This window comes from Kitasatospora sp. NPDC002965 (assembly GCF_040611255.1).
Classification (GTDB): Bacteria; Actinomycetota; Actinomycetes; order Streptomycetales; family Streptomycetaceae; genus Kitasatospora.
In genome coordinates, this window is record NZ_JBEXNT010000193.1 from 1 (window position 1) to 13,350 (window position 13,350).

Consider the following 13,350-nt stretch of genomic DNA (forward strand, 5'->3'; position numbering starts at 1 on the left):
TGCAAGCACTGTCAGCACATGATGCCTGGTCAAGACAGAGATTCCGCTGACACTGCGATGACGATCCTCAACTGGCAAAAACATGCAGACCATCACCGCACGGCCGGGATCGAGGCGCCGGCGCCGTCCGTCCGCCGGCCGCCGTGGGACGGCCTCCGCACCTGATCCGGAGTACCGGGCCGGGTTTCCTGAGGAAACTCTCCGGAGTTTCCTCAGGAAACTTCTCCCGGATTTCCTGAGGAAACTCGGCCCGGTCGACTTACCGCTTCTCCGGACTGTCACCATTGGGCAGACATTCAGCCGCCGCCGCAATGATCATTATACCCGGAGTTCTCCGTGGTCTCGGTTTTCGCCGGTCCGTATTGAATTCCGGACCGGCGGACGGACGGACCGCGGTTGGTCGGCATGGTGTGGCACCGGACGGGTGAGACGCGGTGCACGGCAGCTGGGGTCGGGTGCTCCTGCCGCCGGAGTGGCAGGAGCACCCGGGTTCACCCTCGGGCTGGACCTCCTCCTTCGGACCTTGTTTTGGTGCGCTTCCGGAGGAGTTCCTCCAGGCGCTCGGGTGTGGTCGCGAGGGTCTGGCGAAGGCGGCGGCGGGCATGGCACAGGGTGACCCTCGCGCAGTTCGCCGAGATCCCCAGCTGCCGTCCGATGTGCACGGGTGCGGTACCGATCCGTGCAAGCTCGATGACCTGCCGCTCCCGGACGGAGAGCCTTCGCACTGCCTCCTCCAGGTCACGCCGTTCCCAGAAGTCCGGACCCGGTGTCGTAGGAGGGAGAGAAACCTCGGCACCAGGCCCGTCCAAAACTCGGCCAGCCGCGACCCGGCCCCTGCCCGTGGCCCGCAGGTCGCGGAGGGCCACGGCGAAGTACCTCTGAGCAGTCACAGGGGCGATCCTCAGCGCCGTACTGATCGCCTCATCGTGCAGACCCGCAAGGCGAAGGCGGACGACCTCGGCTGCCCTCGGCTTGCGGGCAGCCAGTCCTTCTAGCAGGTCGTCCAACTGCGACCTGGTCTCGATCTCCCTGAGACCGTCCTCGCCGGTCGGCCTGACGAGCTCGGCCTGCATCATGGCGTGCACGGTCCGGGTCCGCTGGACCCTCTGGCGGTGGAAGTTCACGAACTCGCTCCGCACCACCTTCCAGAAGTAGGCCCAGGCCGGGCCCCGCAGACCTTTCCCCAAGCTGTCCCAGTGGCAGTAGAGGGTAACGAGGGCGTTCTGAACGATGTCCTCTGCCTCCACCAGGCTTGCGCCCCGGGCAAAGGCGTACTGGATCGCAGCCGCTGACGCCTCCGCAACGAACGTCTCGAACTCCAACGGGAGCTCATACCGCGTGGAAATATCGGCAGACACCGCATCCGGCGTACCGGGCACGGGTCAGCCCCGGGAGAGGTAGACGGCCGGTCCGAGGCAGCCGGCCAGAGCGGCCAGCACCAGGGCGAGCTGCTCGGGGGTCCACTTCTGCCAGACCCCGACGGCGACGACCGTGAGCACCACGATGGCCACCACGGTGGTCTGCTGCGAGGAGCCGGAACGGTGCTCGTGGCGAGACTCCGGCGACCGCACCGGTCGCCGGACGAGGACCGGGCCGGTTCGGACGCGCAGGAACTTACGCATGATCAACTCCAGTGCATAGAGGGGCACTTCGGGCAGGCGGCTGCGACTCGACCAAAAGCACACGCGCACCTGGCCGACAATCATGTCGCCCGGCCTACCGCCTGCACCAATCCCGCAACTCGCAGTGACATATGGGATGAATCACAGGGCTCCGGGACTGTGCTTTTAATGCCTTCTCCGTCTTACGTACGGGTGCAGGCGTGCACGCGTGCACGCGCTCGCCCAGATAGAGGGGCCGGCCAACCGTCGCTGCGACTCGACCAAAGCTGCACACGCGACAGTGGCCACACCAGTGCCGTACCGGCTTCACCGAAGCCTGACCGGCATGACGGAGCCGTCTCTGCCCACTCTCCGGTGTGGGCAGAGACGGCTCTCTTCATCCCGGCGAACCGTTTGGCTCTGGCGGTCCGCTACTTGGCCTCTGGGGGAGGGCCGGACCGGTTTTTGGCGGTAGCGGTCAGGCGGTGAGCTGCTTCGGGGCGCGGTCGGTGCGCAGTTCTTGGAGGTCGGGGATGTGGTTGTAGAGGGTGCCGGGGCTGACGCCGAGGAGCTTGGCGATCGAGGTGATCGAGTGCTCGGGGTTGGGGAGCATGTCGCGGGCGGCCCGGATGATGTCGGCGTTGACGACGGTTGGCCGGCCGCCGACCTTGCCGCGGGCTCGGGCGGCGGCCAGGCCCTCGCGGGTGCCGGAGACGATCAGCTCGCGGATGAACTCGGCGAGGGCGGCGAAGACGTGGAAGACGAGCCGGCCGCCGGGGGGGGTGGTGTCGAGCCGCTCGTGCAGCGATGTGAAGCCGATCTCGCGCTTGCACAGTTCGCCGACCATGGCGATCAGGTCCTGGAGCGAGCGGCCGTAGCGGTCGAGGGCGGGGACCACAAGGGTGTCGCCCGGCGCGAGGAAGGCGTGGCACGCCTTCAGCTCGGGCCGCAGGTCGTTCTTCCCCGACTTCTTGTCGGCGAAGATCCGGCGGCAGCCGACCTGGTTGAGGGCGTCGAGCTGGCGGTCGAGCTTCTGTCCTCCGGTGGACACCCGTGCGTATCCGATGCGGATCTCGGTACGGACGGCGGGCTCGGCGACCAGGAGTTCGAACTGTGCGTCTTCAAGTGGCGTGCTCACGCCCGGAATCCTGTCAGAAGACGGTGGTCGGGGGTTGTTGAACCACCTGGGTTTTTGAAGGGGTTTTTGAAGGTCCTGGGCCCCTTCCGGCGCCCCGTGCGGTGATCTTCAATAAACGATGGTTTCTTGAAGACGCCGAGCGTCACCCGCGCCAGTTTCGGTGAATTTGCGGTCGCCGCGACTCTCCGTGGCCGCCGAGATGCTCGGATGCAACTCTGTCCACGCTGGGGCCAGGCCTTTGATGCCGGCTGGAGAGACCTGGAAGCGCCAGGCCCTGGGGCACTACTCACGGTGACAACTATGCCCACCACGCCGAGGAATACCGGCCAGAAGATCACAGACTCCTACCGGTACTGGACCCCACGTAGGTGCCCGGTCAGATCCAGCCAGCCGCGCGCGCCTTCTCCGCAGCGCCGAGGAGCAGTAGGAGGCCCGCTCCTGCCCGGTGACCGTCCCGTATCAGGTAAGGCTCGTACGGGCTGTAAGTGGTGTCCGGCTCAGAATGAAGCCCCACCAGAAACACGTCGCTGTAGACTTTCTTCTCGTTTTCGCTCACCTTGCCAACTTCGAGTCCCTTCTCATCCGAGACCCTGCCGTACTCGTTGACCCTCCCCCTGAGCATCCCCAACGTGTCGTAGACGCGCCCGGAGGCATCCACCGAGCCGACTTTCGAGTCGGATGAGTCATACACGGAACCGGAGCGGTACCAGCCGCAGACCATTCTCTTGTCGTCGTAGATCGAGCCCATGGGCTGCTCCGTTCCGTTATGAGTGGATGTACAGCCGCATTCCGGTGTGGTCTTGGAGGCGAACGAAATCCCCAACTTCCATTGCATCACCGCAGCCTGAGGGGTGCATCCGGTCACCCTCAGCAACGAGGGAGCGTGCTGGTGCTAGCTGAACTGACGAACACAGACCGCCCGATCAGCGATTCCTACCAGTACTGGACCCCCGCGAACTCCTGCGCGCCGTCGCCTCCACCCACCCCCAGCTCACCCACCTCGCCGACACCCTCACCGCCGACGGCCTCGCCGCCTCCCCAACCCCTTCCTCGGGTAGACGGACCCGCCGGCCGGCGCCCGGGAAACCGCTGGGCGTCACGCCCCCGCACTGCCAGGATGTCGGCCATGCGCCTGCGCCCCGGCTTCACCCTCGACGACGCCCAACGTGGCCTCACCTTCGTCTACGGCCTCTTCCACGGCCTCCACGGCTCCAAGGAAGGCGGCTCGGTGAACGCCGTGGCCTACCTGACTGCGGTCGACCTCGCCCAACCCCACCTCCTGGCGTTCAGCGACCCCGACCTCGGGACAGATCTGAGGTCCACGGCCTACTGGCAGATCTTCTCCCTCACCGGAATCGCCAAGTCAAGCGGGAACCGAGCGGCCTTCAGCGAGGTCAACATTCAGGTCGCGGCTCTCGGGAAGGCCCAGGAGGAGCTGGACACGCTCAAGGAGTACGCCTCCCGGCCAGGGCTCGCCGTCTTCTACGACACGCACATGCTGAACCACTGGAACAGCCCGAGCGCTGTTGTGTGGCAGGAGGTCCTGAAGGCAGGGGGAAGGCCCACCAAGACGGTCCGCCTGGTGGTGCCGGACGCGGTGATCGGCGAACTCGACCAGCAGAAGTACGGACAGGGAGACCTCGCCAAGCGAGCCGCCACCGCACTGGTCTACCTGGAGAGGACGCTACGCGACACCGCGCCCGGGCAGCCCGTGGAGATACGCCCTGGCGTCACCCTGGAGGTGCGGATGTCCCCGCCTGGCCCCCGCGAGGCCATCCAGGACGTCGACTGGCACATCCTGCAAGCCGCGAGCGACCTCCAGCAGCTCAACCCGGCCTCGACGGTGCTGGTGCTGTGCGACGACACGGCCATGAAGCTCCGTGCACGTCAGATCGGCCTCGACACCTTCTGCCTACCGAACAAGGAACGGAAGAACGAGAGCACGAGCGCCAAGGCCAAGGCCGAACAGACACCAGCCGAAGCGTCGTGAACCGCACCACCCGGGGACCCAGTCCCCTTCGGTAACAACTACGTACCGCAGGCCACATCGTGTAGCGCACCACCCAGGACGCGCGGAACCATCGGCCCATGGAAGCACCTGTTGTCGCCGCACTGATCGCCTCCGGCGCCGCCCTCGCCACGTCAGTCCTCACCGCCATCGTCACCGTCCGCAACGCCCGTACACAGGCCCGCGAAGGTCGGAGAGCGCAACTCGACACCGCCCGCCGCAACCACCAACGCGGCGCGTACGCCGACCTGGTCTCGACCACCCGGACATACCTGCGGGCCACCGTGGAAGTCCTGACCATCGCCGAAACGCTGGACCGGAACGGCTCCGACGAGGGACTCCGGAATGCGAAGGGCACACAGGTGTATCTGGACGCGGACACCGCCAAGAACATGCACGTACGGCTGAAGGCGGTCCTGGACAGCAGCGCCGTCACGGACGCCGCGGTCCTCATCGATCTGGAAGGCCCGCCGGCCGTTGCCGAACGCGCTGCGGAGGTTCAACGGCGGGCGACCCATCTGGAACGCGCCCTGGAGACCGCGGGGTATCTCGACGACCCCGGCCCCGCCCGGGCCAAGACCGACTTCGTCGCTCTGGAGCAGGCCCTGAAGGCCTTCGTGGAGTCCGCGAAGGCACACTTGAGCAGCCACATCTGAACCCGCGCCCTCCTGATGCCCCGTGAGGCGCGGCGACAGTGTGGGTAGCGGGTGCGATCCTGCGGCCATGGACAGCATCATCGCGTTCAAAACGATCACCGATGCCCTCGGCCCGCGCGCGGCCGCACCGTCCCCCAGCGTTCTGGCCGCCGCGCTGCGCCGTACCGAGGCAGCCGAGACCGGTGCTCTGCGGGACCTGTGGGGGTTCGCGGCCGCGGCTGCCGAAGCAGCTGGCGCCGACACGGTCAGTCGCCGTGGTCGGGAGCTGTGGGCCACCGCCGCCGACTACGCCCGCAGGGCAGCCGACCTCGAGACCGCCGTTCCCGCCGGCGCGACCGTAGGAGCTGGGCACGGCTAGGTTCGGCGCACCCCGAACCCCTGCAGACGACAGGATCCCGCCGTGCAGCTCGTCCTCACCACCGCAGACCTGCAGCAGCTTGCCCAGACCCCCGCGGACCGCGCCGCCGTCACCTGCCTGCGACTCGGACGCCGGGGCTGGGCCTTCGGGCGGCGCGAACCGAACAGCCGACGCGACGGCCTGGTCGCGATCGATGCGGAGGCCCTTCACGAACGACTCGCTGCCGGCGACACCTTCACGGATCTGCTGGCCGCCAACGACTCCTGGTCGCTGGCCAGCACGGCCGACGGCCGACACCTCGGGGTTGTCACCGGCCCGCACCAGATGTGGCAGCAGGCCCTGGTGGTCGACCTGGCTGGCGCGCAGCGCGTGACGGGCCCCGGTCTGGAGCTGATCGTTACCCGGTGCGGGCGATACCTGTCGGTGGACCGGTCCGGAGAGCTCACCGACCTCGGCGAGCTCGCGGCCGCCCAGCTGGTCTATCGCCTCCCGCTGATGCGCGAGGACACCCTTCCGCCGGTGCTGCTCGCCGCCCGGCACGCCCGCCGGCTGGTCGAGGCCCTGGGCGCCCCGGGGGATGCCGGTCCGGAGCAGGCCCGGGCCGGGGCCCGGGCGGCCGCGGCCGTCACTGAACTGCTGCGCCACACCGTCGGGGCGGACGTGCGTGCGCAGCGCGGGATCTCGGCGCAGCGGTTGGTGGATCACTTGGGGTCGCAGGAGGCCGCCCGGGTTCGTCTGGGGATTGCCCGTTCGACGCTCTCGGAGTTGTTGTCCGGTCGGTAGGGGTGGTGGTTGCGTTGATGGGTACCGGTTTCAGGACGATGAGGGGCGAAGGGCCAAGGTCGGAGACGGCGCCGAAGTCGTAGCGAATTCGTTCGGGTGCGAGGGCGATCATGGAGAGGGACACGGTGCCCCAAACGCGTCCGCTTGGTGACACCAGGCGACGTATCAGGGCTGCCGGGTTGTCGACCGGGATGCCGTCGCCGCGCGCGATCGGCATCCACTGGCCCCAGGCGTCGTCCGGGGATTCGTCTGCTGGTTCGGGTCGCGCAACGGTTTGCAGCCGTGTCCGGAAGTGCGCTGCCCGGGCGGCCATCGTCGCGTGGATGTGCGGTGGGCAGGGCTGCGTGCTCGTCTTGCCGTCCACGCCGTCGTTGAGTACGACGCTCAGGCCGGCGGGCAGCTTGTGGTCTTCGAGGCTGCTGCCGTTCCAGCTGACCACGCGTACTTCGGAGGGTCGGGCGGTGATCAGGTGGAACGGGTCGAAGCGCTCCGGCTGGAGATCGGTGAGTGCCCGGCCGCTGGCGGCGATGAGTGGCAATCCGCCTCGGGAGAGTCGTTGTTGTGGGGTCGCGGTGTGGCCGAAGCCGTTGAGCAGGCAGGCCGCCACCGGCTCGCCGTCGCCGTCTGTGCCGGGGGTGACGGCGAGCCAGGTGCCGCCCGCGTCCAGGTCCAGGCCGCCAGTTGAGTGGGGCTGGTCCGGCCAGTGGTGGCCGGGTGGTAGCGACCTGCGGTCGGTGTACTCGTCGCGGACGGCGAGCAGGAGAACCGGCATCGCCGAGTCGGGGTCGATGCTGACGAACACCGTGCACACGGGCGGTTTCCTTCTAGTCGGCCTTCAGGTGGTGGGCGGCCATGAGGATGCCGAGGGACGCGCCGGCCAGAGTCAGCCGGCCGTCGTATGCGGCGTCGACGGCGTCCGGCAGGCTCCACCACTCCAAGGTCATGCCGAACTCCGAACTGGTCAGGCGCTGCTTCCCGAGGGTCAGGTCGCGTGCCAGGAAGACGTGCAGGCGTGCGGTGCTGAGCGTCATCAGGGCGACGCTGCCCAGCGCCGTCCACTCCCGCGCGGTGATCCCGGCCTCCTCGCGGAGCTCCCGCCGTCCGGCGTCCTCGGGGCTCTCTCCCTGCTCGACGCGGCCGCCCGGCGAGGTGACGACCTCGCCGTAGACGTACGTGGCGGAGCGGACCATGCCGACCCGGCCGCGGTCGTCCATGGGGACGATCATGGCGCCGTCCTGCTGCTGGGTGATCCACACCTCCCCGGGTCGCCCGTCGGGCCGGGTGACCTGGTCTTGGTGGACGGCCAGACCGGGCGCGGTGAGCACCGTCCTGCGGTTGTGCCGCTGCCAGCTCACATCGGCCTGCCGCAGTGCAGGACGACCTGGCTGTCGGTTGCGACGGCGGTGACCAACGCGGTCAGGCGTGCGTGCATCGTGGCCGACACCTTGTCCTTCCAGTCCGCGAGTTCACGGAACCTGTGTTCGTCGTGTGCCTCGGACGGGGTGACCGAGGCGGCTTGCTCCCAGGTGAGGGGCCTGGTGGTGAAGTAGTAGGTGCTGACGGGCGGCCAGCCCTCGGCCGGCGGGGAGAAGTCCACGCCGACCGGGCGCAGTGGGCCGTCCAGGTTGAGGGTTGTTTCCTCCAGGGTTTCCCGGCGTGCCGCCTGCTCGGGGGTCTCGCCGGCGTCGAGGAGGCCTCCCGGTGTCCACCAGCGCTGCGGCCAGCCGTTGGCGGCCCGGCCCGGGTGGTAGGAGTCGTGCAGGAGGAGCAGCTTTTTGTCCGGGTCGAGGAGCAGCACGCCGCAGCCGTGCAGGGCGCGGGGCAGTGTCTGGACGAACTCCTCGCGGCGCATCCAGGGATTGGGCATCGGGTGGCTGCCGTTCAGGTCGCGGGCGCGAAGAGCGCGCGCAGGTGGGCGGGGTCGGCGGTGCCGGGGATCGGCGCCACCAGCGGGTCGAGGTCCAGCAGCCACCGTAGGGCCGCCGCCGGGTCGGGCAGCAGGCCGGCGTTCAGCGGTCGGTACGGTACGTATGGGATGTCGTTGGCCAGGCAGTGCGCGAGTGCCGGGTCGTTCGGTTCGGCGGCGTTGAGGCAGTTCTGTACGGCGGCGACGGTCGCCAGGTGGGTGGCCTCGCGGATCTGTTCGGGGGTCACCTTGGACAGGCCGATGGCGGCGATCTTCCCCTCCTGCCGGAGCGTTGCGAGTTCCCCGACCTGATCGGCCAGCGGCACTGCGGGGTCGACGCGGTGCAGGTAGCACAGGTCGATGCGTTCGGTTCCCAGGCGGCGCAGGGATGCTTCGACGGCGGCGCGTAGGTAGTCGGGGCGGCCCAGGGGGCGCCAGATGTTCGGCGCGGGCCGCACCATGCCGACTTTGGTGGCGAGTAGCAGGTGGTCGGGGTATGGGTGCAGTGCGCGGCGGATCAGTTCTTCGACGGTGTGCGGGCCGTAGGCGTCGGCGGTGTCGATGTGGAGGATGCCGAGGTCGTGAACGGCCTCGCGCAGCAGCGCGGCGGCGCCGACCATGTCGGTGGGCTCGCCCCAGGTGCCGGGGCCGGTCAGGCGCATGGTGCCCAGGCCCAGGCGGGGGACCTGCTTGCCCGCGATCGTGATCGTGTTCACGCGGTGGCCTCCCAGGTGGCGGTGATCGTTTCGACTGCCGCGTCGACGGCGGCGGCGTGCCCGTCGCTGGGCACCGGGACATGCGGCACGGCGTAGGCGGCGAGGGCACGGTGCAGTTGTACGTCCACGGCCGCGCGGAACTCGGCGTTGGTCCAGTCGGGGTCCTTGCCCGGGTGCTCGGCCGGCGGCAGCGAGGTGTCGAGGACGGTGGCGAGGAACACGGGCGGGCTGGGGCATGCCAGCTGTGCCAGGGCGGTCAGGCGGGACAGTGCTTCGGGGTCGGGGTGTTCGTCGCGGTGCTGGGCCGCGGCCAGGTAGTACGCGAGGGCGTCGTAGGGGGTGCGGTCCACGATCACGACGTCGGCGGTGAGCTCGGCCTCCAGGGCGGCGTTGGAGGTGGCGTTGATGATCCAGGCGGTGGACTGGGCGGTGTGGCGCGTCATCTTCGGGAAGCCGAGTTCGGCGGCGCGCTTGGCGAGGCCTCCGGTTCGGGCGACGGTGATGCCGTTGGCGCGTAGTTCCATCTCGATGCGGCGGGCGAGGGTGGTCTTGCCGGTCGAGTGCGTGCCGGCGATGTAGAGGCGGGGCGGGGGTGGTGTCACCACAGGGTCGGTTCCTCGCATTCGGGGTTGGCTGGCTGTGGGGCTCCGGGCATTCCGGGTGGGACGGCGGCGGCGAGCAGCGCGTCCCAGGTGTCGTAGTGCCCGGCGAGGGCGATCAGCAGCAGTGCGGTTGCGTGGGCGTCGTAGGCGGCCCGGTGGCGCTGGCCGGGAACGGACGCCAGGTCGATGGCGGTCAGCTCGATCAGCGCGTCGAGGCTGTACCTGCCGGCCTTCGGGTAGGTCGCGCGGGCGAGCCGCAGGGTGTCGATCACCCCGGCGGGCTTCCAGTGGGGCATGTGCCGCAGCAGCACGCCGTAGTCCACGTGGGCGGCGTGCGCGCAGATCCACACGCCCTCCAGGTCGGCGTGCACCTGGGGGCCGGCCTGTTCCCAGGTCGGCGCGGCGGCGACATCCCGGTTGGTGATGTGGTGTACCCGCGTGGCGAACGGGGTGATGGGGTTGGGCGGGCGCAGCAGGGTGGAGCGAGCGAACGACGGCACCGGGCTCCCGTTCACCACCGGGATCGCGGCGACCTCCACCAGGTCCGGTGGCTGTCCTCCGTTGCCTTCGACGTCCACGACGAAGAGGCGGGGCCAGGTGCCGTAGTCCATCGCGGTCTCCTTACTTCGGGTCGGTCCAGCCGATCTCGGCTCGGCCGTGCCGACAGGGGTGGTGCGGCTTGTCACGGTCGTGGACCTGGTAGCCGAAGCCGTGCTGGAGGTAGTAGCGCGGCGGCTCGTTCAGGCCCTGGACGATGATGGCGCGTTCGTTGACCTCAACGTCGCCGCTGGCCCCGAGAGCACGGGCGGCTTCGGTGGCCTCCTGCGGGCTGGGGGCCTTCCAGGCGTCGCGGCACAGGCCCAGCTGCGCCACCGGGCAGATGTCGCACAGCTCCCGGATGCCGTAGTGCCCGTTGTAGTCGGGCACCTTGTGGGCGTAGGCGACCCCGCAGCTGGTCTTGCGGAACAGGGGCCCGTACGGCTCGCCCTGGTCGTCGGGCCGGCGGAACGCGGCGAGGATCCGCTGCTCGGACTCCTTGGGCATGATCTTGCGGCGGGCGGTGTCCTCGTACGGCATCGGCAGGCCGTGGTCGGCGTAGTACGCGGCGATCTCTGTGCGGAAGAACAGGCCGGTGAACACCGTCGCGTCGGCGTGCCTCGACAGCTCCAGGGCCCGCTGGATGTGCTCGTCGGAGTCGTTGAGGCCCGGCACGATCGGCCGCCAGTACAGCACGGTGCGGTAGCGCTCGGCGTGCCGGTGGAGGGTTTGGAGGCTGGCGGCGGCGATGGCGGAGTCCACCGGCTCGATGCCCGGGTGGTCGATGCCGGAGTGGGTGACCAGCACGGTGAGCCGGATGTTGCGGTAGGAGTTGAGGACCTGGCAGTCCTCGGGGTCGACGCGCCACCTGGTGATGATCAGGACGTGGTTGGTCAGGCCCTGCTCGTCCAGCAGCCGCAGCGTCTCGAAGGTGTGCGGCTTGACGACGGGCAGCATCGGGTCCGTCGCCCGGTTGAAGATCTGGATCGGCGTGCGGTGGGGCCGGAAGTACTGGTGCCCGGTCAGCAGTGCCACCGCGGCCTCGTCGCTCATCAGGGCGCGGGGGGTCTTGAGCTCGAAGTTTTCGAACAGGTGTCGCACGCAGTACCCGCAGTCCAGCGGGCAGCCGACGACGTGGTTGAGCGACAGCCCGGACTTGCGGTACTCGATGACCTCGGCGAGCTCCGGTTTGAGCCCCGCGATCTGTTCGGGGGTCAGCAGGGGCAACGGGCGCCGGGCCCTCGGGGTGGTGCTCGTCATCGGTGATCCTCCTTGATCTCCAGTAACTGGTGCCGGCCGGCGCCGAACCACGTCCCGAAGTCCCTATGTGCGGCGCGCGGGTGGTCGGAGGTGTGGATCAGGTTCTCCACCAGGCGGTGCTGCGCCCGGGCGGCTGTGAGGCTGTCGGTGCCGAGGTCGGCGCGGATGGTGCCCGGTTCGGCCTGGTGGGGGTCGAAGTGCCCGAGGAGGCCGCGCAGCCGCTCGGGGGTACCCGGGGCGCCGTGGGCGAGTGCCACCTCCACCTGGTGCCCCACGTAGGTGGTGCGCAGGCAGCCGGGCACGTCCACGTCGATCAGGTCCTGGTCGACCAGCAGGTCCCAGTAGTGGACGTGGATCTGCCAGTCGGCGACGACGACCCGGCGCCGGTGTGCGATCCGTGCGGCCGGTTCCAGTCGGGCCAGCACCTGATCGGTCAGGCCTCGGCGCAGGCAGTCCGGCTTGAGGAGGATCACGCTCCAGCGCGACCAGTCCACATCGTGCAGCGGGTCCCGTTTCACGCGATCCCTCCGGTGGCGACCCGGGCGGGCCAACGGTGCTCGAACTGCCAGCGGGCGCCGGGCTCCAGGGCGTCGAGGAGCTGTTGGTCGACCGGGTCCGCGGGGCAGTTGACGATCTGGCGGTGCGCCTCGAAGAGCATCAGCACCCGCTGCCAGTACAGCGGCAGGTCCAGGGCGGCGACGTCGGCCGGGGAGTACTGGGCCCGGTTGGTGCGCAGCAGTTCTTCGTGATTCAGCACGGTGCGGATGTGCGTCCACGTGGTGTCGGCGGGCATCACCGGGGCCGGGAACAGCGGGGCGTCCTCGGGGTCGGCCGCTGTCTCTTCCAGTACGTCGGCCGCGCGTGCCAGGTCCCGAACGCCGATGTGCATGGATCCCACGTGGTGGGTGTAGTCGCCCAGCCGCAGGCCGAGGAGGGCGGCCGCGAACTCCTGGATCAGGGTGAAGCTGTACACGTCGCAGACCATGCCGCGGTTGGCGTCGTTGGCGCGCATGTAGGTGACCATGTGCAGGTAGCCGTCACGGGCCAGTAGCTGGAGCCCGACCAGGCACGGCAGATCGGGGTGACCGATCTCGTCCAGGTCCCGGGTCTCGAACACCGGCAGGTAGGCGCGCTTGCTGTCCTTCTCGGTCCGCAGCAGTTCCAACGCGAGGTCGAACGCGGACGGGGCGCCGTCCGGCCGGGGAGCGAAGATTCGCGCCCCGTAGGACGAGCCCTCGATCGTCGTCCCGTCGCGCGAGTCCGCGCGGCGGCGGTTGGCGTAGTGCCCGATCAGGTCGAGGTTGCGCATGCCGCCCAGGTACCAGAGTGCTTCCGCGTGGTGGTACACGGGGTTGACGGGCCGGCTCGTCAGGTACAGGGCGCGCCGACGGGGGTTGCTGAGCCGGAAGCTGGCACCGATGATCTCGTGGCTGTCGTTGCCGCGAGCCGAGTTGGCGAACTCGTAGTGCTCGGTGACGTGCTGCAGGACGGCAGCGTAGGCGTCCTGGAACGAGGGGAACGTGGGGGGTGCGATCACGCTGGACTCCGTTTCTGTGGTGCGGCCTGGGGATTCGGGTCGTCTTTCCGACCGGGGGTGCCGATGATCGGCACCCCCGCCGCTGTGGTGCCCCGCGCGGGTGTTCTTCTCCGCCGTGCGGGCGGTCACGGTGTCGCCCCGGTGTTCGGGGCTGTTCGGCAGTGGCACGGGTGGTGGCCGGGGAGCAGGCCCAGGCCGTGGAACAGGAAGATGGTGCGGGCGGTCGGGTTGCCGACGCCGGCGCTGCC

Annotated in this window: 16 protein-coding genes and 1 pseudogene; 4 read left to right on the plus strand and 13 right to left on the minus strand. The window is 69.3% G+C overall.

Annotated elements, in window-relative coordinates:
* Nucleotides 1–491: 491 nt before the first annotated feature.
* The 4 genes from ABZY91_RS39125 to ABZY91_RS39140 all read right to left on the minus strand — a co-directional run bounded on the left by ABZY91_RS39125 (nucleotide 492) and on the right by ABZY91_RS39140 (nucleotide 3,487).
* On the minus strand, nucleotides 492–1,322 hold the full coding sequence (locus ABZY91_RS39125; protein WP_355408655.1) for a hypothetical protein: 831 nt from the start codon (nucleotides 1,320–1,322) through the stop codon (nucleotides 492–494).
* Nucleotides 1,323–1,382: 60 nt separating this feature from the next.
* Nucleotides 1,383–1,622, minus strand: coding sequence for a hypothetical protein (locus ABZY91_RS39130; RefSeq protein ID WP_355408657.1), 240 nt, complete (start codon nucleotides 1,620–1,622; stop codon nucleotides 1,383–1,385).
* A gap of 457 nt (nucleotides 1,623–2,079) precedes the next feature.
* Entirely contained in the window at nucleotides 2,080–2,739 is a 660-nt protein-coding gene (locus ABZY91_RS39135; RefSeq protein WP_355408659.1) for a recombinase family protein, read from the minus strand.
* 376 nt (nucleotides 2,740–3,115) lie between these two features.
* Nucleotides 3,116–3,487, minus strand: a complete 372-nt coding sequence (locus ABZY91_RS39140; RefSeq protein ID WP_355408661.1) for a hypothetical protein — start codon at nucleotides 3,485–3,487, stop codon at nucleotides 3,116–3,118.
* A gap of 378 nt (nucleotides 3,488–3,865) precedes the next feature.
* On the opposite strand from ABZY91_RS39140, the gene ABZY91_RS39145 reads away from it, so the two are divergent.
* The 4 genes from ABZY91_RS39145 (at nucleotide 3,866) to ABZY91_RS39160 (ending at nucleotide 6,544) form a co-directional block, all read left to right on the plus strand.
* Nucleotides 3,866–4,729: a PIN domain-containing protein gene (locus ABZY91_RS39145; RefSeq protein ID WP_355408663.1), complete on the plus strand. Its 864-nt coding sequence runs from the start codon at nucleotides 3,866–3,868 to the stop codon at nucleotides 4,727–4,729.
* A gap of 98 nt (nucleotides 4,730–4,827) precedes the next feature.
* A complete protein-coding gene (locus ABZY91_RS39150; RefSeq protein WP_355408665.1) occupies nucleotides 4,828–5,403 on the plus strand; it encodes a hypothetical protein in 576 nt (191 codons plus the stop codon).
* Between the two features lie 67 nt (nucleotides 5,404–5,470).
* Entirely contained in the window at nucleotides 5,471–5,761 is a 291-nt protein-coding gene (locus tag ABZY91_RS39155) for a hypothetical protein (RefSeq protein ID WP_355408667.1), read from the plus strand.
* A 42-nt stretch (nucleotides 5,762–5,803) separates the two neighbouring features.
* Nucleotides 5,804–6,544 (plus strand): hypothetical protein, encoded by a 741-nt coding sequence (locus ABZY91_RS39160; RefSeq protein ID WP_355408669.1) that lies wholly within the window; start codon nucleotides 5,804–5,806, stop codon nucleotides 6,542–6,544.
* A 490-nt stretch (nucleotides 6,545–7,034) separates the two neighbouring features.
* Here ABZY91_RS39160 and ABZY91_RS39165 read toward each other — a convergent pair.
* From ABZY91_RS39165 to ABZY91_RS39205, 9 genes and pseudogenes are all read right to left on the minus strand, one after another.
* Nucleotides 7,035–7,316 (minus strand): annotated as a pseudogene (locus ABZY91_RS39165) (NRDE family protein); the annotation flags it as partial.
* Between the two features lie 52 nt (nucleotides 7,317–7,368).
* Nucleotides 7,369–7,899, minus strand: coding sequence for an NUDIX hydrolase (locus ABZY91_RS39170; RefSeq protein ID WP_355408670.1), 531 nt, complete (start codon nucleotides 7,897–7,899; stop codon nucleotides 7,369–7,371).
* Nucleotides 7,896–8,411, minus strand: coding sequence for an NUDIX hydrolase (locus tag ABZY91_RS39175; RefSeq protein WP_355408672.1), 516 nt, complete (start codon nucleotides 8,409–8,411; stop codon nucleotides 7,896–7,898). Before ABZY91_RS39175 ends, ABZY91_RS39170 begins: the two co-directional genes overlap by 4 nt.
* Before the next feature lie 14 nt (nucleotides 8,412–8,425).
* Nucleotides 8,426–9,166, minus strand: a complete 741-nt coding sequence (locus ABZY91_RS39180) for an aldo/keto reductase (RefSeq protein ID WP_355408674.1) — start codon at nucleotides 9,164–9,166, stop codon at nucleotides 8,426–8,428.
* On the minus strand, nucleotides 9,163–9,771 hold the full coding sequence (locus ABZY91_RS39185) for an AAA family ATPase (RefSeq protein ID WP_355408676.1): 609 nt from the start codon (nucleotides 9,769–9,771) through the stop codon (nucleotides 9,163–9,165). The genes ABZY91_RS39180 and ABZY91_RS39185 overlap by 4 nt, the downstream gene beginning before the upstream one ends.
* A complete protein-coding gene (locus tag ABZY91_RS39190; RefSeq protein ID WP_355408678.1) occupies nucleotides 9,765–10,379 on the minus strand; it encodes a 3'-5' exonuclease in 615 nt (204 codons plus the stop codon). The genes ABZY91_RS39185 and ABZY91_RS39190 overlap by 7 nt, the downstream gene beginning before the upstream one ends.
* A 10-nt stretch (nucleotides 10,380–10,389) precedes the next feature.
* Nucleotides 10,390–11,565 carry a radical SAM protein gene (locus ABZY91_RS39195; protein WP_355408680.1) on the minus strand — a complete coding sequence of 392 codons (1,176 nt, stop codon included), beginning with the start codon at nucleotides 11,563–11,565 and terminating at the stop codon, nucleotides 10,390–10,392.
* Nucleotides 11,562–12,083 (minus strand): nucleoside-diphosphate kinase, encoded by a 522-nt coding sequence (locus tag ABZY91_RS39200; RefSeq protein WP_355408682.1) that lies wholly within the window; start codon nucleotides 12,081–12,083, stop codon nucleotides 11,562–11,564. The genes ABZY91_RS39195 and ABZY91_RS39200 overlap by 4 nt, the downstream gene beginning before the upstream one ends.
* Nucleotides 12,080–13,102: a thymidylate synthase gene (locus tag ABZY91_RS39205; RefSeq protein WP_355408684.1), complete on the minus strand. Its 1,023-nt coding sequence runs from the start codon at nucleotides 13,100–13,102 to the stop codon at nucleotides 12,080–12,082. Before ABZY91_RS39205 ends, ABZY91_RS39200 begins: the two co-directional genes overlap by 4 nt.
* Between the last annotated feature and the right edge of the window lie 248 nt (nucleotides 13,103–13,350).